The sequence below is a fragment of the Kribbella pratensis genome (assembly GCF_004365355.1).
Lineage (GTDB): Bacteria > Actinomycetota > Actinomycetes > Propionibacteriales > Kribbellaceae > Kribbella.
Genome location: NZ_SODP01000004.1, coordinates 160,431 through 182,034 on the forward strand (window position 1 = coordinate 160,431; position 21,604 = coordinate 182,034).

The following is a 21,604-nucleotide window of genomic DNA, read 5'->3' on the forward strand; positions in this document are numbered from 1 at the left end:
ACTGGACGTGGGTGCAGCGGCGGGTCGGGAGTCGGGGTTCACAGTTGGGGGGTGAAGGCGCGTACGCTTTCTGAGTGCCTGAGGTTTCTCTCGATTTCCCCCGCGCCTGGGTCGAGTTCATCGACCCCGACGACTCCGACCAGGTGTTCCGCTGCGACCTGACCTGGCTGACGTCCAACTGGACCTGCATCTTCGGCGGTGGCTGCCAGGGGATCTACAAGGGCCGGCCGAACGACGGCTGTTGCACGCTGGGCGCGCACTTCTCCGACTCCGACGACGAGAAGCGGGTGAAGAAGTGGGCCAAGGAGCTCAGCAAGGAGGACTGGCAGTTCCGTAAGGAAGGCCGGGCCAACGGCTGGGTCGAGACCGACGACGAGGGTGAGCGCAAGACCCGGGTCTGGGAGGGTGCCTGCATCTTCCTGAACCGTCCGGGTTTCGAAGGCGGCGCGGGCTGTGCCCTGCACGGGCTGGCGCTCAAGCGCGACATCCACTTCGTCGAGACCAAGCCCGACGTGTGCTGGCAGTTGCCGATCCGCCGGACCTTCCGGGAGGTCGAGCGACCCGACGGCACGACGTACACCGAGGTCGGCATCGCTGAGTACGACCGGCGCGGCTGGGGCCCGGGCGGGCACGACCTCGACTGGTACTGCACCGGAAACACCGAGGCCCACATCAACGTCGAGGCGGTCTTCGAGTCGAGCAAGGTCGAGCTTCAGACCCTGATGGGCCCCAAGGCGTACGACGTACTCGCCGAGCTGTGCCGTCAGCACCTGGAGGCAGCACGACCGTTGCTGCCCCACCCGGCGTCTAAGCAGTGATCTTGCCGTTGTCGACGAGCCACCCGATCGCGTCCAGGGCGGCCTCGACCGCGGAGTAGCGCGGCCGGAAGCCGAGCAGGCGGGCCGCCTTGTCCATCGAGCAGTTCGGGCTGTGCTGGATGTGGTCCCGCGTAGCCCCCGCGTCCTGGTCGGAAACGGTCTGGCGCCACTCGTCCCAGGACGCGAAGGTCAGCCCGGCTTCCTGACCGAACCAGCCGGCCACGCTCTCGGCGTACCCGCGCAGGGTCACCGCATCACTGGCGACCGCGTGGAAGCTTTCACCGAGGGCCGTCGAACGGTTCGCGATCGCGGCCAGGAAGACGCCCGCCACGTCGGCCGCGTGGACCGGGTTGAGCGTCTCGAGGCCGAAGTTCGGCAGCAGCACACCGTCGCCTTGGGCAAGCTTGTCGAAGACGCCGAGATCGAAGTTGCCGGCCGGGTTGACCGGCGTCCATCCGGGTCCGCAGATGTGACCGGGGTGGACGATCGTCACCGGCAGTCCGTCGCGGCGCGCCTTGCCGAGCAGGTACGCCTCGATCGCCGCCTTCTGGACGCCGTATTCGCCGAACGGCCTGCGCGGCGTGTCCTCGCGGGTCGGGACGATCCCGCTCGGACCATGCACCCAGATCGTGCCGCAGTGCAGGAGGTGCTGGATCCTTCCTTGCACCGCCTCGGCGAGTTGCCGCGCGCTGTCCTCGGTGAAGCAGATCAGGTCGATCACGACGTCCGGACTCAGCTCGGCGACCCGCTGCCCGAACGTCCCGGCCGCATCCTCGGCCTCCCGGTCGACCTGGATCAGCTCGACCCGCTGCCACGCTCCGTCCGACTGGTACGGCGTCCGTTCGCCGCGACTGAGCACCGTGACCTGATGACCGAGGCGGACCAGCGCCGGGACCAGATAGGTGCCGATATGACCAGTGCCTCCGATGACGACCGTACGCATGTCGTAGAGCCTAGGGCCTAACGACACACCCGGTACGACGAATGTCGGTGGGGGACGCAACAATGACTGGCATGCGTCTGGATCATCTGTCGTACGCGTGCGGGCCCGAGGGGTGCCGTGCGACCGTCGAGCGGTTGTCCACGCTGCTCGGAGCGGAGTTCGTCGACGGTGGGGTGCACCCGCGCTTCGGCACGGTGAACCACATCCTCCCGTTGGAGAACGACCGCTACATCGAGGTGGTCGACGTCCTGGACCACCCGGCCTCCGACAAGGCCCCGTTCGGTCAGGCGGTGCGCGCCCGCAAGGAGCTCGGCGGCGGCTGGCTGGGCTGGGTGGTTGCCGTCCGCGACATGGAGCGGATGGAGCAGCGCCTCGGCCGGCAGGCGGTTCCCGGCAACCGGCACCGGCCCGACGGGGTCAACCTGACCTGGCGGCAGATCGGCGTGAAGGGTCTGATCGCCGACCCGCAGTTGCCGTTCTTCATCCACTGGGACGACCTCGGTGAGCACCCGTCGGTCGGCGGCAAGGGCATCAAGCTGACCGCCCTCGAGATCGCCGGCGACCCGGTCCGGGTCACCGACTGGATCGGCCACCCGGCCGACCACCTGCTGAACGACCTCGACGTCGCCTGGGTCGGGCCCAACGGCCAGCCCGGACTGAACGCGGCTGTCTTCGACACCCCGAACGGCATTGTCCGGCTGTAGTACTTCGCCCCCGGTCGCTCTTGACCGGGGGTTTTCTTCGGCCTAACGTACAACCAAATGGTTGTAGATGAGGTTCTCACAGATCGGTTGCTGCACGCGCTGGCGGATTCGACGCGGCGCGACATCGTGCGGCGGTGCCTGGGCGAGGCGGCGTCGGTGTCCCGGTTGGCCGACGTGTACCCGATGAGTTTCGCCGCGGTGCAGAAGCACGTCGCCGTCCTGGAACGGGCCGGCCTGGTGAGCAAGGAACGACGCGGGAGGGAGCAACTGGTGCGCAGCGAGATCGACGCCGTACGGCAGGCCCGGCAGGCGCTGGACCAGCTCGAGGCGACCTGGCGCGGACGGATCGAGCGGATGTCCGACATCTTGGCCGAAGACGAAGGAGATGGAACACATGAGCGTGACCAGCATTAACAAGGATTTCGAGGCGTTGACGCTGACGCTGGTGGCGGACTTCGAGGCGTCCACCGACAAGGTCTGGGACCTGTGGGCCGACCCGCGCAAGCTCGAGCGGTGGTGGGGGCCGCCGACGCATCCGGCGACGATGGTCGACCACGACCTGACGCCGGGCGGCCGGGTGTTCTACTACATGACCAGCCCGGAAGGCGAGAAGTTCCACGGGCTGTGGCAGTTCATCGCAGTGGACCCGCCGAAGTCGCTCGAGTTCGTCGACGCGTTCGCGAACGCCGACGGGGAGATCGACGGCGCGCTCCCGCCGTACGTCGCGCATCTGGAGCTGACGGCGCACGACGGCGGCACCCGGATGGAGCTGCGTGCCTCGTTCGACACCCGCGAGCAGATGGATCAACTGCTCGGCATCCAGATGGACATCGGCATGGAGCAGGCGATGTCGCAGATCGACGCTCTGCTCGCCGCCTAGTGGATCTTCTCGAGGTCCGCCAGTGAGGTCTCCAGGTGGCCGAGCATGCGTTGCAGGTGCGGGACGGTGCGGCGGTCGCCGATCAGGCCGAAGTGCAATTGGTGGTCGTAGCTGGTGACGCTGATGTTCAGCGCCTGGCCGTTGAGCACGATGCTCGCCGGGTACATGCCGAGCAGCCGCGAGCGGTTCCAGTAGAGCGGGCTCTCGGTGGGTCCCGGGACGTTCGAGATCACCACGTTGTACGGCGGCGTCGTACGGCCCGCGACGCCCGGGAGTACTGCGGCCGGGCCGGCCACGCCGAAGCCGAGCGCGCCGACGATCAGGTTCTGCAGCGGGCTGAGCCCGGACAGCACGCCCTTGCCCTGGGCGGTCGATGCCATGATGCGGCGGATGCGGCGTTCGGGATCTTGCTGGTCCGTGGCGAGGTCGGCGATCAGCGTGGTGAGCGAGTTGCCGCCGCCGGGTGCCCCGTCGCGATCCCGCAACGAGACCGGGACCATGGCTGTCAACGTCTTGTCCGGAAGGGCGTTCAGCTCGAGCAAATAGTTGCGCAAGGCCCCTGAACACATCGCGAGCACGACGTCGTTCAGCGTCGCGCCGGTGATCGCCCGAACCTTCTCCAACCGCTCGAGAGGCCAAGACTGCGCCGCAAACCGCCGAGCCCCGGTCACCGCCTGATTCAAGATCGTCTTCGGCGCCTGAAACGGCATGGTCGACTGCAGCAGGCCCTTGACCCCAGCCAACGGAAGACCTGCCAGACCGGCGAACGTCTTGACCGCGTCGACCGGCAGGCGTGCGACCGACGGCAGCCGTCCCGCACCGGCCCCAACCGGCTCGTGTGACTGCGGCAGCGCGTAGGTGGCGGGCATGTTTGTTCTGGTGGGGTCGGTCGTGAGTGTGTCCTGCATCCAGCGGAGTGCTGTGACGCCGTCGATCAGCGCGTGGTGGATCTTGCTGTAGAGGGCGAAGCGGCGGCCCTCGACGCCTTCGATGAGGTGCATCTCCCACAGCGGGCGGTGACGGTCCAGGAGCGTGCCGTGCAGTCGGCTGGTGAGTTCGAACAACTCCCGGTAGCGCCCCGGGCGAGGCAGCGCGGACAGCCGGACGTGGTACTCGAGGTCGATGTGCGGATCCTGCTCCCAGGACCAGTAGCCGAGGTCCTGCGGCCGGTTCCGCACCCGCCGTTCGAACAAGGGATTGACCGACGGCGCGGCGAGCATCTCGTGGTACAGCCGTGACACGAAATCCCGCGAGCTCTCGGGAAAAACATGATCCCGTCCGGCCCCCTCCGGGAGCTCGAACAACATCAGCCCACCGACGTGCATCGGCTGCTCCCGGGTCTCGCCACCCAGGAACATCGCGTCCAGCGGCCCCACCGCGGTCATGGTCCCTCCGCTCCCGACCCGACCCCTCTGACGCTTCATCGTTCGCCAGAGGTGGCCGGGTCGTCTACCCCTGCTAACAGGGATAACGGAGATTTAGTTATCCCCTCAGCTATCGAGTGGGCGGTAGTTCACGCCGATCTTCTCGATCCGGGCCAGGTGCGGGCGCAGCCGGCTGAGGAACTCGTCGTACGAGACCTTCTCCGAGCCCCAGGCGCGCTCGGCGAACGCGGACAGCCGCGGTAGCAGCATGTAACCGACCTGCTCCGGACCCTCCATGTACTCGGTCCAGATCTGGCACTGGGTGCCGACGATCAGCGCCTTCTCCTCGTCGGTCAGCGACTCCGGGATCACCTCGAAGTCGTACACCTTCTCCAGCGGGATGAAGTTGCCGATGGCAAGCGGTTCGGTGGCCGGGTCGCCCTGGTAGTAGTCGAAGTACACCGACTCGCACGGCGCCATCACGACCTCGTGGCCGGCCTTCGCCGCGACCACGCCACGTTCCGCGCTCCGCCACGCCATGATGACTGCGTCCTTCGGGCAGTCGGTCTCGACCATCTCGTCCCAGCCGACCAGCCGGCGACCCTCCTCGGCCAGCACCTCCGCGACCTGCGCGGTGAACCAGCCCTGCAGCTGGCCCGGCTCGTCCAGCCCCAGCTCGGCCTGCCGTTTCTGCGCCGCCTCCGACTCGGCCCACTGCACCGACGGGCACTCGTCGCCACCGAGGTGGATGTACGGCGACGGGAAGATGTCGAGCACCTCACGCAGCACGGTCTTCACGAACTCGACCGTCGCGTCGTTGACGTTCAGCACGTCCTCGCTGATGCCCCAGTACTGGCGGACCGTCAACTGCTGGTCCGGGTGGTTCCCCAGCTCCGGGTACGCCGTGATCGCGGCCTGCATGTGCCCCGGCAGATCGATCTCCGGTACGACGGTGATCCCGCGCTCGGCGGCGTACGCGACGATCTCGCGGAGGTCCGCCTTGGTGTAGAACCCGCCGTGCCGCCGGCCGTCGTACTCGAACTCGGTCTGGCCGCGGGTCATCTTGCCGACCATCGTCTCGGCCCGCCACGCGCCGATCTCGGTGAGCTTCGGGTACGCCTCGATCTCGACCCGCCAGCCCTGGTCGTCGGTGAGGTGGAAGTGCAGCACGTTCAGCCGGTGCAGCGCGAGGACGTCGATGATCTTGAGGACGAACTCCTTCGGCATGAAGTGCCGGGCGACGTCGAGCATCATCCCGCGCCAGGCGAACCGCGGCGCATCGGCGATCCGGGCCAGCGGCACGGCGACCTTGCCGTCCTCGGCCGGCTCGGCGGCCTCGACCAGCTGGCCGTACGTCGTCTCGGCGTGCCGGAGCGCGTCCTCGGAACCGGCTGTCAGCCGCGCGCCGTCGGCGCTGATGTCGATGCGGTACTCGTTCGCGTCGAGGTTGTCGACCACGTCCCGGACGGCGTCGCCGACCGGATCGGCGGTGATCCACCGGCCCTCGTCGACGGTGAGTTGTCGCGGGGCAGGGACGATCGCGATGTCGGACATCCGGACTCCAAGCAGCCTGGGTCGATTTATGTCAGGACGATCCTATAAGCAGCTCCCTGTCAGGTTTCATGAGAGGGTTTGCCCGTGACCAGCGAGCAGCAGCGGACGACCCTACGCGTGCTGGTCGCCAGCAACGCACTCGGCGGAGTCGCCACCGCCAGCGGCTTCGCGGTAGCCGCACTTCTGGCCGAAAACGTCTCGGGCTCGACGTCCCTGGCCGGCCTGGTAGCCACCTCGACCACGCTGGGCGCCGCCGCCCTCGCCGTACCGCTGGCAGGGCTGGCCCGCTCCCACGGCCGACGGGTTTCGCTGAGCCTCGGCTACTTGATCGCGTTCGTCGGCGCTGCGCTGACGATCCTGGCGGCACAGATCGGTTCGTTGGCGCTGCTGCTCGCGGCCGGCTGCCTCTTCGGCAGCGGCTCCGCCTCCAACCTGCAGTCGCGGTACGCCGCCACGGACGCCGCCGAACCCAGCCGCGTGGCCCGCTCGCTCGGGCTGGTCGTCTGGGCCACCACGATCGGCGTGATCGTCGGACCGAACCTGACCGGCGTGGGCGGATCGATCGGATCGTCGCTCGGCATCCTGGCGTTGGCCGGGCCGTACGTCTTCTCGGTGGTCGCCTTCGGACTCAGTGCAGCCACCGTCTGGGTGGGTATGCGGAGCCAGGCAAGGCCGATGAGGGTGGAGCGCCAGCCGCTGGCCGTGACCTTCCGGCAGGTGATCGCGATTCCGCATGCACGCCTGGGACTGCTGGCCATCGCGACTGCACATGCGGTGATGGTCGGGGTCATGTCGATGACGTCGGTGCACCTGCGACACCACGGTGCGTCCCTGACCATCGTCGGGTTCGTCATCAGCGGTCACGTCGCCGGCATGTACGCGCTGTCCCCGGTGACAGGCTGGCTGGCCGACCGGCTCGGCCGCATCCCCACGATCGGCATCGGCCTCGGCGTACTCGCGATCGCGATGACTCTGGCCGCTGTTGCGCCGGATGACGCGCATGCGCTCACCGGGCTCGCGCTGTTCACTCTGGGGCTGGGCTGGTCCGCCTGTCTGGTCGCGGGGTCGACCCTGCTGTCCCGGTCTGTCCCGGACGGCATCCGCACCTCGGCTCAGGGCCTGTCCGACCTGACCATGGGCATCCTGGCTTCCCTTTCGGGCACAGCTGCCGGCCCGGTCCTCGCCTACCTCGGCTTCCATTGGCTGGCGGTGTTCTGCGGGCTGCTCCTGATCCCGGCCGCCCTGACTGCCGCCCTAACCAAGCAGCAGATGCAGCGTGCGTGACCCCGGCCGAAAACCGATGCTCTGGTACAGCGCCCGCGCCTGCGGGTAGCCGTCATCACCCCGCGGACAGACGACCGCTTTGGTCCCACCTGCTTCGCGCAGCGCGTGCAGTGCGGCCAGGTTGACTGCCGCGCCGAGTCCACGCCTCCGGTACGCCGGAGAGCACCCGACGGGCTCGACCAAACCCACCTGGTGCTGCTCGTCGAGCCAGATCAACGCCGACGCGACGAACTCCCCCGCCTCGTTCTCCACCACCCAGTCCAGCTCGGGTCGGTAGGGCCAGGTCGACATCACCTGGGCCATGTCGTTGTCGGTCACCTTCGACGGTCCCAAGTCGGACCAGGCGGCGCGGTGCACGGCACCCCGCTTCGCCACCTCGTCCTGCCGCACGTGGCGCAGGGTCAGCCCATCGGGCACCACTGGCTCGGCCAGTCCGTCCAGCGAAATCCAGTGGTGCGTGAAGTACGGGGCGCTATCGTCACGCCCGAAGCCGGCCGACTCCAGTGCAGCCAGCAAGTGCTTCTCGGTCTCCAGTACGCCGGCAGCCAATCGCGGGCCGTTCGCTGACGCCCGGAACCACTCGACGACTGTGGTGGCGAGCTCCGCTCGGTCCGGGTCGACTGTCATCAGCAGATGGCCCGGCTGCTCCAGCCATCCCCAGGCCACGACGTCCTCGCCGTCGCGCCAAACCGCCGTACGCCAATCCGCAGACGAGCGGCGTGCGTTCACGCTGCGCTCCCAGGCGACGTCGCCGAGGTGCAGCCGGGACGCCGGACTCCAGGTCCGCCGGACCAGCTCCTGCATGTCATTGAGCCCGTCAGGGCCGGCGTACTCGGTCATCTGCACGGAGCGCAGCATCGCAGTGCCGGGAGGGCGACTCAACTGCATTAGGGTCGAACGTCGTGAGCATCGCGGAGGGCGGGATCCCGAGTCCCAACATCTGGCACCACCCGAAGGTGTACGAGATCGAGAACCGGGCCGTGGACCCGGACGGCGTGATCGAGTCGGCGATGCGGGCGATCCGGGACTGGGCCGGCGCGACAGTCCTCGATATCGGCTGCGGTACCGGGTTCCACCTGCCGAAGTTCGCCGCGACCGCCGGGCGAGTGATCGGCGTGGAGCCGCACGGCGCGCTGGCCGACGCCGCCCGTCGACGGACGCAGGCGTTGCCGAACGTCGAAGTACGGCAGGGTACGGCGCAGCGGCTGCCGGTGGCGGATTCGTCGGTCGACGTGATGCATGCGCGCTGGGCGTACTTCTTCGGACCGGGCTGTGAGCCGGGGCTGGCCGAGCTGGACCGGGTGATGCGCCACGGCGGGACGGCTTTCGTGATCGACAACGACGGCAGCCGGTCGACGTTCGGCGGCTGGTTCAGCGCGTCGTACCCGATGATCAAACCGGCCGAGGTGGAGCGGTTCTGGACCGACCGCGGCTGGCACCGGACGCCGCTGGACATGGGCTGGCGGTTCGAGAGCCGGGCCGACTTCGAGGCGGTGGTGCGGATCGAGTTCACGCCGAAGGACGCGGAGCGGATCATCGCCTCGCACGTCGGCGCCGAGGTCGACTACGCCGTCAACCTGTGGAGCAAGAGCTTCTGACGACACTCTCTGTGGGCTGCAGATCGACCTTCAGTACTCATAGGGTTGCCGAGATGGACGGTCTGCTGCTCGAACGCGTTCCGGGGCTGCCGGAGCGGCTCCGGATCGATGTCGGTGAGCAGCGCGCGGTCGTCGTACCGCAGGCCGCCGATCGTCGCCGGCTGGCCGACGTACTGACCGGGCTGGAGGACCCTCCGCCCGGTGCGGTCGTGCTCAAGGGCGGACCGGTCCGGTTGGTACCCGCTGAAGGCGGGCTGCTCCCCCACCTGACCGTCCTCGGCAACGTGATGCACGGCCATCGCACCACGCATCAGGTCACCACACAGGCTGCGCGGGACGAGAGTCTCGTCAAGGTGATCGGCTGTGGTCTCGAGGACGTCCAGAACCGCTATCCGCACGAGATCACCCCAGGGCGTCGTCGGCTGGCCGGCGTGGCCCGGGCGCTCGGCGCGTACCCGCGAGCGATCGTGCTGGAGGACGCGACCGGCCTGCCTACCTGGGGATCGCTCCTGTCGATCCGTCCTAACCCTGACCTCGCCTCGGTCGCACTGCTGCTCATCACGACCAGCACGACACGCATTACCGGGTTTGACGATGCCGAGTAGCCGCAGAGCGTTCCTCGGCGCGGCTGGAGCGCTCCTGCTGACCGGGTGCTCGAGTGACGTGCTGGGACTGCGGCGTGCGGTCCGGGTGGCGGTCAGTTGGAGTGGGCAGGAGTTGCGGGCCTTTCACAAGGTCCTCGATGGTCTGGGAACGCTCGAGTACCCGGTAGAAGTCGTACCGCTCGGCGACGACATCTCCACCGCGTTCGGTGCACGCTCCACGCGACGTCCGGACATCGTCATGCTCCCGCAGCCCGGACTGGTCCCCCGTCATCTCGACGACCTCGAGCCGATGCCCGACGACCTCGCCCCACTCGGGCGGGCCCGACTCTGGGACGAGCTCCTCACACACAACGGCACGACGTACGGCGTGCCGTTCAAGACGGCGCACAAGTCGGCGGTTTGGTATCGGCCGTCGGTGTTCGAGCAGGCCGGCGTACAACCGCCTCGGTTGTGGTCGGAGTGGCTCACGGTGAACCGGACGCTGACGCAGGCGGGCATCACACCGTTGTCGCTGGCGGCAGGTGACGGCTGGGTGCTCACCGACTTCCTGGAGAACGTGCTGCTCGGTATTGCGCCCAGCGTCTACGTAGGTCTCGCGGCGGCGACCGATCCACGTCCATCGCGGCAGCCGCAGTTCGGTGCGGCACTACGGCTGTTGGGGACCATGTGGTCAGCGCCTGGAGCACTGGCGGGCGGAGTGAAGGAGTCGCTCGTCCAGCAGTTCCCAGACGCGCTGATCGAGGTGTTTGGCCATCGCAGAGCAGCCATGGTGCTGGCATCCGACTTCGCTGAGCCGGTTGTCCGCTCGTTTGCCGCAGACCCCGATGACATCGGTCTCTTCACGTTTCCCCCGATGAGTCCGGGAGCTGCAGCACCTGTAGTGGTCGGCGGCGACGTGATGGTGCTACCGAAGCCGACCAGGGACGACGCCCGCGATCTCGTACGCCGTTTGTCCGCGCCGGCCGCTGCTGACCCGTGGATCAAGGAGGGCGGCTTCCTGGTCGACGGACGGGTCTCCGGGTACACGCCTGAGCTCACTCGACTTGCCATGCAGCTGACCAAGCCCGGTGAGCAACTCCAGTTCGACCTGTCGGACCAGCTCGGTCGACTCGGCGACATCAACGGGCTGTGGCGCGTGCTGACCGACTTCCTGGTCCAGGTCGGCGGGCGCGGCGCTGCCGTCGTACCGGGGGCTGTGGACGACGCGATCAACGAGCTGCGCACGGTGGAGGAGAGCTGATGGGGCTGCAGACCAACGGCTTGTCCCTGGAGATCGTCGGCCGGGAGATCTCCGGTCGCCCGGTCCCCGGCAAACCGCGCCGGCCGGCCGGACCGTACCTGCTGGGGTTACCGGCGTTGGTGCTCAGCTGCCTGCTGCTGGTGCCGATCGGAGTGACAGTGGTGGCGGCGTTCCGAACGCCGGCCGGGTTCGGCTTCGGCAACTTCGCGGTGATGACCGACCCCGGCGCATTGCGTGCCGTAGGCAACAGTCTGCTCTGGGTGCTGGTTGCCTTCGGGATCGTGGTGATCGGGTTCTTCCTTGCCCTGTTGAGCTATCGGCTGCCCGCGGTGACGACGTTCCTGCAGCCCGCACTGGTCATTCCGTTCGCAGTGTCGGTCCTGGTGTCCGGAGCGACGTTCCGGCTGCTCTTCGACCCGACACCCGAGCGTGGGACAGTCACGGCTGTCTGGACGTGGCTGTTCGGGACGAGCCCGGTGTGGCTCGGGCCTGGTCTGTTCTGGCTCGTGCTGGTGTCCGCGTTCGGCTGGACCTGGCTGGGGTACGTCGTGTCGCTCTTCCGCGCCGGTCTGGATGCGATCCCCGATGATGTAACCAGAACCCTCACGGCAGAAGGCGTTCGGGGCTGGCGTCGCCTGCGTGCGCTGGAGATCCCGTTGCTGCGGCCGATCACCGGCGTGGTCACGCTGACGGTGGTCATCGCTGCGGTGCGGGTCTTCGACCTCATCTTGATCGTCGTACCCGGGTCGATGCAGCGGTCCGCCGACGTGCTCGGGCTGAACTGGTGGCGAGCGACCACCAGTGGTGACGACCCAGGACGTACGGCGGCGCTCGGTGTCGTGCTGTTCGCGATCGTCGCCGCGGTGGGGCTGATCGGCGTACGGGGATTGCGTCGGCGGCGATGGGCGATGCCGGTCACCGTCGTACGTCCGGACCCGTCGCTGGGGCGACCAAAGCCCCGTCGTTCCGTACGCCGGTTCGGCTGGCTCGTCGGACTCGCAGTAGCACTGGTGTGGATCTTCCCGGCCGTAGTACTCGTGATCACTGCGTTGCACTCCCCCGCGGAGGCCGGTGTGCGTGGCTGGTGGTCGGCGTCGGGGCTCGGGTTCTCGTCCTTCGCTGCAGCGGCGAATGTCGGGCTGTTCCGGGCCCTCCTGTCCACCCTGATCATCGCGAGCGCTGCTACCGCCGTGCTGCTCGTGATCGCCGTACCGACGGCCTATCTGGTCGCGTGGGGCGGTCTGCCGATGCGCGTCGGCCGGACCGTGATGGCAGTGTTCGTCGTACTCGCAGTGACACCAGTGCAGATGTACGCCGCTCCGCTGCGCGACGCGATCGACGCCGCTGGACTGGCTGGTTCCCGGATCGCACTAGCATTGGTTCACGCGGCTGCCGGTCTCCCATTCGCCGTTCTGTTGCTGCGGTCCGCCTTCGCGTCTGCCCCACCTGCGTTGGTGTCTGAGGCGCTACAAGGCCCAGTCCGGCAGAGTGCCGTACTGGCGACTGTGCAGCGGACGTACCGTCCCGCGCTGATCGCTGTCGCGGTGCTGGAGTTCGCACTGGTGTGGAACGACTTCATCGTCGGGTTCCTGATCAGCGGCCCCGGTACGACGCCGTTGTCGCTCGTGCTGTGGGGCGAGGCTCGACAATTCTCCGCATCGAGCGGACCGGTCGCGGCTGCGGCGGTCGTCGCTTCGATCGTGCCTGTGGTCCTGATGCTGTCGTTCTGGCGGACAGTGGTGCGCGGGCTGACGACAGGCAGCCGGCCATGAGCGAGCCGGAGGAGAAGGCGCCGGAGAAACAGGAGTCGCCGTACCAGACGCGCGGCTTCCGCTTCGTCATCGGCACTGTGGCATCCGCACTGCTCACCGGGCTCGCGTCGGAGATGCTCAACCAGAGCCTCGACAGCGGCGGCTGGGTGCAGTGGATCGGTCTTGGCGTGACCGTGCTGCTCGGCGCCATCACGATCATCCAGTACGGCCCGGCGATCCGGCGTTCCTGGCAGCACAGCGGCGAGAGCGCTCCCGAACTGCACACGACCGCCGAGGAGGCCGAGCAGTGGATGATCGCGCTCGGCTCCCACGCCGGCGGTATGGCGGCGGCCGAGTGGTACGCCCTCAACGAGGAGTGGCTCCGCGAACTGCTGATGGCCGAGAAGCCGCACGTCGACACCATCGACGACTTCGCTCGCATCTGCGACGCCCTCGAGGCCTGGTACGTACGACGGGCCGATCCGGATGCGCTGCTCCAGCTCAGCGACCTGTTGAGTGCCGCAGCCGAGGTGTGCGGTCGCCGTGACCTCGCCGAGCTCGCTGCGGCGCGCGCGGCAACGGCGTACCGGATGCTGGGTGACCTGGACACGGCCAGCACCCGGCTGGGCATCTCCGACAACATCGCGACCCACACTCGTACTGCGGCCGCGATGACCACGCGACGACAGGTCGAACGAGCGCTGCTGTCCCTTGCCCGCGCGGACCGCTCACCGGCCGGGAACGACCGCGACGAAGCAGTGTTGAACGCTCGCGAGCGGCTGGACGAGGCACGACTCAAGAGGCCCGGTCCGGACCTCGCGGCCGATATCGCGATCGCCGTCAATCTCGCCGTCGTACACCTGTACCAGCAGGACGCCGAGGGTGCGCTGGACCACCTGCGACCGGCCGTCGCCCGAGCAACAGCCGCGGGCGATCTGAGCGGCCAGGCGCACGCACTCGAGCTCATGGGCGTGGCCGCGTGGATGCAACGCAATCCGCACGAGGCCGTCAGCCGCTGGGATCACGCCGCCCACCTGTACGCCGAGATCGACGAACGCGAAGGCCACGCCCGCTGCCTGCAACACCTCGGCTCCGCGGAGGTCGTCGCCGGTCGGATGACCGCCGCGGTCGAACTTCTCGAGCAGAGCGCGATGCTGCGCAGAACCGAGAGCGACATCCTCGTCAAATACCTCGACGCGGCGCGGCAGACCTCCGACGTGCCGGTCGTGACCGACGATGCGCCCCGCCGTACGGCCAACTGGCTGAGGCGGCGCCTTCGGTCGTTGAAGGGATTTGTCGGACGGTCCGTTTAGGTTGGTGCCATGGCGAAGGTGGCGACACAGGCTAAGGGCAAGCCGGCGTACGCGTGCTCGGAGTGCGGGTGGACCTCCGCGCGCTGGATCGGGCGCTGTGGCGAGTGCCAGGCCTGGGGCACGGTCGCCGAGGTCGGTGCGCCGAAGGCCGCGCGGATCACGGCAGGTCCGGTGTCGTCGCCCGCGATGCCGATCGCCAAGGTGTCCGCGATCGAGGCCGAATCGCGCCCGACCGGCATCGGCGAGCTCGACCGCGTGCTCGGCGGCGGCGTCGTGCCGGGCGCGGTGATCCTGCTCGCGGGTGAGCCGGGTGTCGGCAAGTCCACGTTGCTGCTGGAGGTCGCGGCGCAATCCGCGCGCGGCGGCCAGCGGACTCTCTACGTTTCCGGCGAAGAGTCAGCGGCTCAGGTGCGCCTGCGCGCCGGCCGTACGGACGCTCTCGTCGACGAACTGTTTCTTGCGGCGGAGACCGATCTGTCCGCCGTGGTCGGGCAGATCGACGCGGTCGAGCCGGCGTTCCTGGTGATCGACTCGGTGCAGACGATGGCCCACCCCGAGGTCGACGGCGCACCGGGTGGCGTCACGCAGGTCCGCGAGGTCACCGGCGCGTTGGTCCGGCTCGCGAAGGAGCGGCACATCGCGGTCGTGCTGGTCGGCCACGTGACCAAGGACGGCGCGATCGCCGGTCCGCGGATGCTCGAGCATCTCGTCGACGTCGTGCTCGCCTTCGACGGCGACCGTCATTCGGGGTTCCGGATGGTGCGCGCGACGAAGAACCGGTTCGGCCCGTCGGACGAGGTCGGCTGCTTCGACATGGTCGACACCGGGATCGTCGAGGTCACCGACCCGACCGGGCTGTTCGTGTCCGAGCACGCCGAGCCCGTCGCCGGGACCTGTGTGACGGTGATGATGGAGGGCCGGCGCCCGCTGCTGGCCGAAGTACAGGCACTGGTCGGGCCGTCCGCGGCGCCACAACCGCGCCGGACCACCTCGGGGCTGGAGTCTTCGCGAGTCGCGATGGTGCTCGCCGTGCTTGGGAACCGGGCCGGGCTGAAGCTGACCGACAAAGAGGTGTACGTCGCGACCGTCGGGGGTGTGAAGATCACCGAGCCGGTCGCGGACCTGTCCGTCGCGATCGCGGTCGCGTCCTCGGTGATGGACAAGCCGATCCACCCCGGGCTGATCGCGATCGGCGAGGTCGGCCTGGCGGGCGAGGTCCGGCGGGTCGGCGGTCTGGAGAAGCGGCTCGCGGAGGCGGCCCGGCTCGGGTTCACCAAGGCGATCGTCCCGGCCGACATCCCGAACCGGGGCAAGGATCTCAAGCCGATGGACATCCAGAAGAAGTACGGCTTGCGTACCTTCGCCGCGCCGGACCTGCCCTCCGCGCTGATGGCTGCCGGTCTCGCCTGAGGGCTGTGTGTTCCCCGCCACAGGACGGACAGGGGATCACCAGACTCCCGGTCGGGAACGTACCCTGGGTGCGCCCCCACGCCGGGTTCATCGTCGAACCTGGGTATCACCCGGATGACTGCAGGAGCACCTGATGACCGGATCAAGAGTTGTCGCGCTCGGCCACTACCAGCCGGAACGGGTGCTCACCAACGACGAGCTCGCCACCATGGTCGAGACCAACGACGAGTGGATCCAGAGCCGGGTCGGCATCCGCGAGCGCCGGATCGCGGCCCCGGACGAGTCCGTCGACGAGATGGCCTGGCGCGCCGCCGACAAGGCGATCGCGAACGCCGGCCTGGACATCGCCGAGATCGACTACGTGGTCGTCGCCACCTGTACGGCGATCGACCGCTCGCCGAACATCGCCGCCCGCGTCGCCGCCCGGCTCGGCCTCGGCAACCCGGCCGCGATCGACCTCAACACCGCGTGCTCCGGTTTCGCGTACGCGCTGGCCACCGCCGACCAGGCGATCCGGGCCGGCGCCGCGACGAAGGCCGTCGTGATCGGCGTCGAGAAGCTCAGCGACTGGACCGACTGGACCGACCGCACGACCTGCGTGCTGATCGGCGACGGCGCCGGCGCTGCCGTCGTGGTCGCCGACGACACCGATGACACAGCCGGGATCAGCCCGGTGGTCTGGGGCTCGGTGCCGGAGATGTCGGACGCGGTCCGGATCGAGGGCCGCGAGGGCCCGTTCCAGCAGGAGGGCCTGAGCGTCTTCCGCTGGGCCACCACGCAACTGCCCGAGATCGCCCAGCAGGTCTGCGAGAAGGCCGGCCTGAAGCCCGAAGACCTCGGCGGCGTCGTCCTGCACCAGGCCAACCTGCGCATCATCGAGCCGCTCGCGAAGCGGCTCGGCGCGACCAACGCGGTGGTCGCCAAGGACGTCGTGGAGTCCGGCAACACGTCGGCCGCGAGCATCCCGATCGCCCTGTCGAAGCTGGTCGAGAAGCGCGAGATCCCGTCCGGCGCGCCGGTGCTGCTGTTCGGATTCGGCGGCGGCCTCTCGTACGCCGGACAGGTCATCCGCTGCCCCTGACGCGGCAACCGACGGACCGCCGTCCCGCGTGATCACGCGGGAATCCAGTACTGCACGGACCGGATGCACGGGCGGGTGCACGCGCAACCGCCAGTGCGGACCGCGCGACATCGCGCGCGTCCGGCCGAGCAGCAGATATCCGCACAACTGCATCCGCGTAACCGCATAGACTCAGGTTCCGTGGCACCGAACTCGGACAAGAACAGCACCGGCGCCCGCCTGCGTGCGACGCTCGCGGCGGTCGCGCCCGGCACCGAACTGCGCGAAGGCCTGGAACGGATCCTGCGCGGCCGGACGGGCGCGCTGATCGTGCTCGGCCACGACAAGGCCGTCGACGCGATCTCCACCGGCGGCTTCGAGATCGACGTCGAATTCACCGCGACCGGATTGCGCGAGCTCAGCAAGATGGACGGCGCGATCGTCCTCGACCGCGAGGCAACCCGGCTGATCCAGGCCGCCGTACACCTGATGCCGGATCCGGCGATCGTCACCCAGGAGACCGGCACCCGGCACCGGACCGCCGACCGGGTGGCACGGCAGACCGGGTTCCCGGTGATCTCGGTCTCGCAGTCGATGCACATCATCGCGCTGTACGTCGACGACCAGCGGTACGTGCTCGAGGACTCCGGCGCGATCCTGTCCCGCGCGAACCAGGCCCTCGCGACCCTCGAGCGGTACAAGCTGCGTCTGGACGAGGTGTCCGGCACACTGTCCGCGCTCGAGATCGAGGACCTGGTCACGGTCCGGGACGTCGCCGCGGTCGCGCAGCGGCTCGAGATGGTCCGCCGGATCGCCACCGAGATCGACGGGTACGTCGTAGAGCTCGGCACCGACGGCCGCCTGCTCACACTCCAGCTCAACGAGCTCGTCGCCGGGGTCGCCGGCGAACGCGAGCTGGTCGTCCGCGACTACCTCCCGCCGGCCACGGGTCGCCGGGCCAAGACGGCCGACGACGTACTGCTCGAGCTCGACGCGGTCAGCCCGACCGACCTGCTCGACATCGGCCAGGTCGCCCGCGCCCTGCAGCTCGGCGGCGCCGAACAGCTCGACGCCGCGGTCACCCCGCGCGGCTACCGGCTGCTGGCCAAGGTCCCGCGCCTGCCCGGTGCGGTGATCGACCGGCTGATCGACCACTTCGGCCACCTGCAGAAGTTGCTCGCGGCAAGCATCGACGACCTGCAGACGGTCGAGGGCGTCGGCGAGAACCGCGCCCGGACGGTCCGCGAGGGCCTGTCCCGGCTGGCCGAGTCCAGCATCCTGGAACGCTACGTCTGACCACTGAAAGTAACTCGACGCCTCCGGTTCGTGAAAGAACCGGAGGCGTCTTGCGTTTCGGCGTGGATCGGCTAATACTCCACATGGAACATTTGGCGCGGAACAATCCAGCTGGAGGATCATGGCCGACCTCACCCCGCTGGCGATCTCGGTGCTGGCGTTGCTCGAGGAGAAGCCGATGCACGCCTACGAGATGTACCAACTGCTCGTCAGCCGGCATAACCACCGGATCGTGAAGGTCCGGCCCGGTTCGCTCTACCACACGGTCGAGCGGCTGGCCGGGCAGGAGTACGTCCGTGCGATCGGCACCGATCGGGCCGGGAACCGCCCTGAGCGGACGACGTACGAGCTCACCCCGGCCGGTCGGGACGCGATGGTCCGCCGGGTCGAGAGCGGTATCGAGACCTTCGTCTACGAGTACCCGGTCTTCCCGGTGTTCCTGGCCGAGGCGCACAACCTCGACGCCGAGGACGCCGTACTGCGGTTCCGCCGCCGGATCGAGGAGATGGACTTCTGGCTGGCCGACGTGGACAAGGCGATGGCCGCCGCCAAGGCCCGCGACGTACCGGAGCCGTACTGGCTGGCCGGCACCTATGTCCGAGCACAGGTCGCGGCGGAACGCGACTGGCTCACCACCATCATCGAACGTATCGAGAGCAAGGACCTGGAATGGCAACCGGACAAGACGCAGTGAGGCCCGAGGTGCGGCCGTGGCCCGCACTGTGGGCGTTGGTGCTCGGCTTCTTCATGATCCTGGTCGACTCGACCATCGTCTCGGTCGCGACACCGGCGATCCTCGAGGACTTCGGGTCGGACGTCGGCACCGTCGTCTGGGTGACGAGCGCCTACCTGCTGGCGTACGCCGTGCCGCTGCTGATCACCGGACGCCTCGGCGACCGGGTCGGCCCGAAGAAGATCTACCTGACCGGACTGGCGTTGTTCACGCTCGCGTCGGTCTGGTGCGGGCTGACCAACTCGATCGAGATGCTGATCGTGGCCCGCGTCTTCCAGGGTCTCGGCGCCTCGATGATGACGCCGCAGACGATGGCCGTCATCACCCGGATCTTCCCGCCGGACCAGCGCGGCCGGGCGATGAGCCTGTGGGGCGCGACCGCCGGCGTCGCGACGCTGGTCGGCCCGATCCTCGGCGGCGTGCTCGTCGACGGGCTCGGCTGGCAGTGGATCTTCTTCATCAACGCGCCGGTCGGCGTGGTCGGCTTCTTCCTGGCGCTGCGGCTGGTGCCGGACCTGCCGACGCACCGGCACAAGTTCGACCTGATCGGCGTCGCACTGAGCGCGGTCGGCCTGTTCCTGCTGGTGTTCGGCATCCAGGAGGGGCAGAAGTACGACTGGGGTCAGATCAAGGGCCCGATCACGGTGTGGTCGCTGATCATCTCCGGCCTCGTCGTGCTGGCGATCTTCATCTTCTGGCAGTCCCGCAATCGCGGCGAGCCGTTGCTGCCGCTGGGGCTGTTCAAGGACCGCAACTTCTCGCTGGCGAACGTCGCGATCACCACTGTCGGGTTCGCGATCACCGCGATGGCATTCCCGCTGATGCTGTACGCACAGGCGGTCCGCGGGCTGTCGCCGACCAGGTCGGCGCTGCTGCTGGTGCCGATGGCGGTCATCTCCGGTGCGCTCGCGCCGTTCGTCGGCCGGCTGGTCGACCGCACGCCGCCGCGGTTCATCGCCGGGTTCGGGCTGCTGTGCTGCTCGGTGTCGATGTTCTGGCTGAGCCAGGTGATCGAGCCCGACGTCGCGATCTGGGAGCTGCTGCTGCCGATCGCACTGCTTGGTGTGGCCAACGGTTTCATGTGGGCGCCGATCGGCACGACCGCGACCCGGAACCTGCCGCTGCACCAGGCGGGCGCCGGCGCGGGCGTCTACAACACGACACGTCAGGTCGGCGCGGTGCTGGGCAGTGCGAGCATCGCCGCACTGATGGAGGCGCTGCTGGCACACAACCTGCCTCCGCTGCCAGGTGGTGCCGCGGCTGGTGAGGGGTTCACGGGCAAGCTGCCGGAGGCGGTGCGCCAGGGGTTCAGCGACTCAATGGCGCAGTCGCTGCTGCTGCCGGCCGCAGTACTGCTGATCGGGTTGGTTGCGGCGCTGCTGTTCGTGGCGCCGTCGCACCTGCAGAAGAAGACCGAAGGCGCGACTCAGCAGACCAAGGTGGTCTGATCAGACGACCTGGAAGGCCTGTGCGCTCGACAGGTGGCCGTCGTACTCGGCTTTGACGACGTACGTTCCGGGCTTGGCGACCGGTTGACCCGGTAGACAGCCGGGCCCGGAGCGGTGCCCGTTCCACGGCACCGTGACGGCAGCCTGCTTGCCCTTGGCAACGACCAGCGTGGCGGTCTGGATCACCTTGCTGCATTGACTGGTGCTCCAGATCAGGTCCTTGCCCGACGTGACGGTCACGGTCAGCGTGTCGTTGCTGATCGTTGCCTTGCACCCGTCGTCGTCCGGGGTCAGCTGGACCACGAAGTTCAGCGCTGAGCCGGAGACGATCTTCCGGTTGCCCGGCAGCGCGTCGATCCGTACGTCGGAGCCTTTGCAGGCCAGGTCCGCGGGTGGCGTGGTCTTCGTCGGCTCCGGAGTAGGCGTCCGCGTCGGCGTTGTACTCGGTGAGGTACTCGGTGAGGTACTCGGGGCCGAGGCCGGCGGGGCGCCGGACGGGTTCGGCTGCGGGTCGGTCGCGGCGGTGTTCTGCGCGTCGCCGTCGCCGGAGAAGAGCCGGGAGATCAGAAAGACCAGCACGACTACGACCGCGAGCACCAGTCCCCGGCGGAACCAGTACACGCTGGCGGGCAGGTGCCCGACCGGACGGAGCAGGCTGCTCATGAAGCGCACTCTAATATCGGGCCTGTGCTCGACCAGTCAGGCTCGCCGTCACTCGCCGCCACCGCTCTGCACGAACCGGTGCTGAGTTGGTACGACGCGAATGCGCGCGTGCTCCCGTGGCGGGAGCCGAGCGCGGGGGCGTGGGCGGTGATGGTCAGTGAGTTCATGCTGCAGCAGACGCCGGTGAACCGGGTGCTGCCGGCGTACCGGAGCTGGTTGGAGCGGTGGCCGAAGCCGGTGGACCTGGCCGCAGCGGCCCCTGGTGAGGCTGTAAGGGCCTGGGACCGGCTCGGGTACCCCAGGCGCGCCCTGCGGCTGCACGCGGCGGCTCAGGCGATTGTGGAGCGTCACGGCGGTGAGGTGCCGGACGACCACGCCGCACTCCTCGCACTGCCGGGCGTCGGGACGTACACGGCCGCTGCGATCGCGTCGTTCGCCTTCGGCCAGCGTCATGCCGTCGTCGACACGAACGTCCGCCGGGTCCTCGCCCGAGCCCTGACCGGTGTCGCCCAGCCGAGCATCTCCCCCACCGCCGCAGATCAGCGTCTGGCGGCCAGCGCACTCCCTGCTGACGAGCCGACGGCCGCCCGCTGGGCCGTCGCCTCGATGGAGCTGGGCGCACTCATCTGCACCGCGCGTACGCCGCGCTGCGCCGACTGCCCGATCCGCTCGCAGTGCGCCTGGGTCCGCGCCGGCAGCCCGCCGTACGACGGCCCGCCGCGCCGCGGCCAGACGTACGAAGGCACCGATCGCCAAGCCCGCGGCCGGCTCCTCGCCGTACTGCGGGCAGCGTCGGCGCCGGTGCCCAAGGACCAGCTGGACGCCTCCTGGCCGGATGCCGTGCAGCGCGAACGTGCGCTGGACGGATTGGTTGCCGACGGCCTCGTCGAACCGCTCGCCCGTAAGCGTTACCGGCTACCCGAATAGCAAGAGGCCGGCT

Annotated in this window: 21 protein-coding genes; 16 read left to right on the forward strand and 5 right to left on the reverse strand. The window is 68.8% G+C overall.

Annotated elements, in window-relative coordinates; genetic code table 11:
* The first annotated feature begins 74 nt into the window (after positions 1-74).
* Positions 75-818 (forward strand): hypothetical protein, encoded by a 744-nt coding sequence (locus EV653_RS35135; RefSeq protein WP_134109757.1) that lies wholly within the window; start codon positions 75-77, stop codon positions 816-818.
* Here the strand turns inward: EV653_RS35135 and EV653_RS35140 are convergent.
* The gene (locus EV653_RS35140; protein WP_134109759.1) at positions 808-1,761 is read right to left on the reverse strand and encodes an NAD-dependent epimerase/dehydratase family protein; all 954 of its coding nucleotides are present in this window, start codon (positions 1,759-1,761) and stop codon (positions 808-810) included. The genes EV653_RS35135 and EV653_RS35140 overlap by 11 nt on opposite strands.
* Positions 1,762-1,832: 71 nt before the next feature.
* On the opposite strand from EV653_RS35140, the gene EV653_RS35145 reads away from it, so the two are divergent.
* Genes EV653_RS35145 through EV653_RS35155 form a run of 3 tightly spaced genes read left to right on the forward strand, consistent with a single transcriptional unit; the run spans position 1,833 to position 3,345 of the window.
* On the forward strand, positions 1,833-2,465 hold the full coding sequence (locus EV653_RS35145; RefSeq protein WP_134109761.1) for a VOC family protein: 633 nt from the start codon (positions 1,833-1,835) through the stop codon (positions 2,463-2,465).
* Between the two features lie 57 nt (positions 2,466-2,522).
* On the forward strand, positions 2,523-2,879 hold the full coding sequence (locus EV653_RS35150; RefSeq protein ID WP_134109763.1) for an ArsR/SmtB family transcription factor: 357 nt from the start codon (positions 2,523-2,525) through the stop codon (positions 2,877-2,879).
* Entirely contained in the window at positions 2,860-3,345 is a 486-nt protein-coding gene (locus EV653_RS35155; RefSeq protein WP_134109765.1) for an SRPBCC family protein, read from the forward strand. Before EV653_RS35150 ends, EV653_RS35155 begins: the two co-directional genes overlap by 20 nt.
* On the opposite strand, the gene EV653_RS35160 is transcribed toward EV653_RS35155, so the two are convergent.
* Together EV653_RS35160 and EV653_RS35165 are read right to left on the reverse strand one after the other, a co-directional pair.
* The gene (locus EV653_RS35160) at positions 3,342-4,730 is read right to left on the reverse strand and encodes a WS/DGAT/MGAT family O-acyltransferase (protein WP_134109767.1); all 1,389 of its coding nucleotides are present in this window, start codon (positions 4,728-4,730) and stop codon (positions 3,342-3,344) included. The two genes, EV653_RS35155 and EV653_RS35160, sit on opposite strands and share 4 nt — an antisense overlap.
* 105 nt (positions 4,731-4,835) lie before the next feature.
* Positions 4,836-6,263 (reverse strand): beta-N-acetylhexosaminidase, encoded by a 1,428-nt coding sequence (locus EV653_RS35165; RefSeq protein ID WP_134109769.1) that lies wholly within the window; start codon positions 6,261-6,263, stop codon positions 4,836-4,838.
* Positions 6,264-6,347: 84 nt separating this feature from the next.
* Here EV653_RS35165 and EV653_RS35170 point away from each other — a divergent pair, with 84 nt between their 5' ends.
* Entirely contained in the window at positions 6,348-7,547 is a 1,200-nt protein-coding gene (locus tag EV653_RS35170) for an MFS transporter (RefSeq protein WP_238160663.1), read from the forward strand.
* On the opposite strand, the gene EV653_RS35175 is transcribed toward EV653_RS35170, so the two are convergent.
* Positions 7,518-8,387: a GNAT family N-acetyltransferase gene (locus EV653_RS35175; protein WP_238160724.1), complete on the reverse strand. Its 870-nt coding sequence runs from the start codon at positions 8,385-8,387 to the stop codon at positions 7,518-7,520. The two genes, EV653_RS35170 and EV653_RS35175, sit on opposite strands and share 30 nt — an antisense overlap.
* 62 nt (positions 8,388-8,449) lie before the next feature.
* Here EV653_RS35175 and EV653_RS35180 point away from each other — a divergent pair, with 62 nt between their 5' ends.
* The 10 genes from EV653_RS35180 (at position 8,450) to EV653_RS35225 (ending at position 20,001) form a co-directional block, all read left to right on the forward strand.
* Complete coding sequence (locus tag EV653_RS35180) at positions 8,450-9,145, forward strand: class I SAM-dependent methyltransferase (protein ID WP_134109773.1); 696 nt, start codon at positions 8,450-8,452, stop codon at positions 9,143-9,145.
* A gap of 53 nt (positions 9,146-9,198) precedes the next feature.
* On the forward strand, positions 9,199-9,750 hold the full coding sequence (locus EV653_RS35185; protein ID WP_134109775.1) for a hypothetical protein: 552 nt from the start codon (positions 9,199-9,201) through the stop codon (positions 9,748-9,750).
* Positions 9,740-10,990 (forward strand): ABC transporter substrate-binding protein, encoded by a 1,251-nt coding sequence (locus EV653_RS35190; RefSeq protein ID WP_134109777.1) that lies wholly within the window; start codon positions 9,740-9,742, stop codon positions 10,988-10,990. The genes EV653_RS35185 and EV653_RS35190 overlap by 11 nt, the downstream gene beginning before the upstream one ends.
* Positions 10,990-12,762 (forward strand): ABC transporter permease, encoded by a 1,773-nt coding sequence (locus EV653_RS35195; protein WP_134109779.1) that lies wholly within the window; start codon positions 10,990-10,992, stop codon positions 12,760-12,762. Before EV653_RS35190 ends, EV653_RS35195 begins: the two co-directional genes overlap by 1 nt.
* Positions 12,759-14,054 (forward strand): hypothetical protein, encoded by a 1,296-nt coding sequence (locus EV653_RS35200; RefSeq protein WP_134109781.1) that lies wholly within the window; start codon positions 12,759-12,761, stop codon positions 14,052-14,054. The genes EV653_RS35195 and EV653_RS35200 overlap by 4 nt, the downstream gene beginning before the upstream one ends.
* 9 nt (positions 14,055-14,063) lie before the next feature.
* Positions 14,064-15,464, forward strand: a complete 1,401-nt coding sequence (radA, locus tag EV653_RS35205) for a DNA repair protein RadA (protein ID WP_134109783.1) — start codon at positions 14,064-14,066, stop codon at positions 15,462-15,464.
* A gap of 133 nt (positions 15,465-15,597) precedes the next feature.
* Positions 15,598-16,545 carry a beta-ketoacyl-ACP synthase III gene (locus tag EV653_RS35210; protein WP_134109785.1) on the forward strand — a complete coding sequence of 316 codons (948 nt, stop codon included), beginning with the start codon at positions 15,598-15,600 and terminating at the stop codon, positions 16,543-16,545.
* 180 nt (positions 16,546-16,725) lie between these two features.
* Positions 16,726-17,820 carry a DNA integrity scanning diadenylate cyclase DisA gene (gene disA, locus EV653_RS35215; protein ID WP_202871980.1) on the forward strand — a complete coding sequence of 365 codons (1,095 nt, stop codon included), beginning with the start codon at positions 16,726-16,728 and terminating at the stop codon, positions 17,818-17,820.
* A gap of 121 nt (positions 17,821-17,941) precedes the next feature.
* Positions 17,942-18,514 (forward strand): PadR family transcriptional regulator, encoded by a 573-nt coding sequence (locus EV653_RS35220; RefSeq protein WP_134109787.1) that lies wholly within the window; start codon positions 17,942-17,944, stop codon positions 18,512-18,514.
* Positions 18,490-20,001, forward strand: a complete 1,512-nt coding sequence (locus EV653_RS35225) for a DHA2 family efflux MFS transporter permease subunit (protein WP_134109789.1) — start codon at positions 18,490-18,492, stop codon at positions 19,999-20,001. Before EV653_RS35220 ends, EV653_RS35225 begins: the two co-directional genes overlap by 25 nt.
* Here EV653_RS35225 and EV653_RS35230 read toward each other — a convergent pair whose 3' ends face one another.
* Complete coding sequence (locus tag EV653_RS35230; protein WP_134109791.1) at positions 20,002-20,664, reverse strand: hypothetical protein; 663 nt, start codon at positions 20,662-20,664, stop codon at positions 20,002-20,004.
* Positions 20,665-20,688: 24 nt separating this feature from the next.
* Here EV653_RS35230 and EV653_RS35235 point away from each other — a divergent pair, with 24 nt between their 5' ends.
* Positions 20,689-21,591 carry an A/G-specific adenine glycosylase gene (locus tag EV653_RS35235; RefSeq protein ID WP_238160664.1) on the forward strand — a complete coding sequence of 301 codons (903 nt, stop codon included), beginning with the start codon at positions 20,689-20,691 and terminating at the stop codon, positions 21,589-21,591.
* Positions 21,592-21,604: the final 13 nt, after the last annotated feature.

Excerpts from the sequence above, each read along its gene's own strand:
- EV653_RS35140 (WP_134109759.1), bottom strand. The coding sequence starts at position 1,761 with ATGCGTACGGTCGTCATCGGAGGCACTGGTCATATCGGCACCTATCTG.
- EV653_RS35145 (WP_134109761.1), top strand. The coding sequence starts at position 1,833 with ATGCGTCTGGATCATCTGTCGTACGCGTGCGGGCCCGAGGGGTGCCGT.
- EV653_RS35150 (WP_134109763.1), top strand. The coding sequence starts at position 2,523 with ATGGTTGTAGATGAGGTTCTCACAGATCGGTTGCTGCACGCGCTGGCG.
- EV653_RS35155 (WP_134109765.1), top strand. The coding sequence starts at position 2,860 with ATGAGCGTGACCAGCATTAACAAGGATTTCGAGGCGTTGACGCTGACG.
- EV653_RS35160 (WP_134109767.1), bottom strand. The coding sequence starts at position 4,730 with ATGACCGCGGTGGGGCCGCTGGACGCGATGTTCCTGGGTGGCGAGACC.
- EV653_RS35165 (WP_134109769.1), bottom strand. The coding sequence starts at position 6,263 with ATGTCCGACATCGCGATCGTCCCTGCCCCGCGACAACTCACCGTCGAC.
- EV653_RS35175 (WP_238160724.1), bottom strand. The coding sequence starts at position 8,387 with ATGACCGAGTACGCCGGCCCTGACGGGCTCAATGACATGCAGGAGCTG.
- EV653_RS35185 (WP_134109775.1), top strand. The coding sequence starts at position 9,199 with ATGGACGGTCTGCTGCTCGAACGCGTTCCGGGGCTGCCGGAGCGGCTC.
- EV653_RS35190 (WP_134109777.1), top strand. The coding sequence starts at position 9,740 with ATGCCGAGTAGCCGCAGAGCGTTCCTCGGCGCGGCTGGAGCGCTCCTG.
- EV653_RS35195 (WP_134109779.1), top strand. The coding sequence starts at position 10,990 with ATGGGGCTGCAGACCAACGGCTTGTCCCTGGAGATCGTCGGCCGGGAG.
- EV653_RS35200 (WP_134109781.1), top strand. The coding sequence starts at position 12,759 with ATGAGCGAGCCGGAGGAGAAGGCGCCGGAGAAACAGGAGTCGCCGTAC.
- radA (WP_134109783.1), top strand. The coding sequence starts at position 14,064 with ATGGCGAAGGTGGCGACACAGGCTAAGGGCAAGCCGGCGTACGCGTGC.
- EV653_RS35210 (WP_134109785.1), top strand. The coding sequence starts at position 15,598 with ATGACCGGATCAAGAGTTGTCGCGCTCGGCCACTACCAGCCGGAACGG.
- EV653_RS35220 (WP_134109787.1), top strand. The coding sequence starts at position 17,942 with ATGGCCGACCTCACCCCGCTGGCGATCTCGGTGCTGGCGTTGCTCGAG.
- EV653_RS35225 (WP_134109789.1), top strand. The coding sequence starts at position 18,490 with ATGGCAACCGGACAAGACGCAGTGAGGCCCGAGGTGCGGCCGTGGCCC.
- EV653_RS35230 (WP_134109791.1), bottom strand. The coding sequence starts at position 20,664 with ATGAGCAGCCTGCTCCGTCCGGTCGGGCACCTGCCCGCCAGCGTGTAC.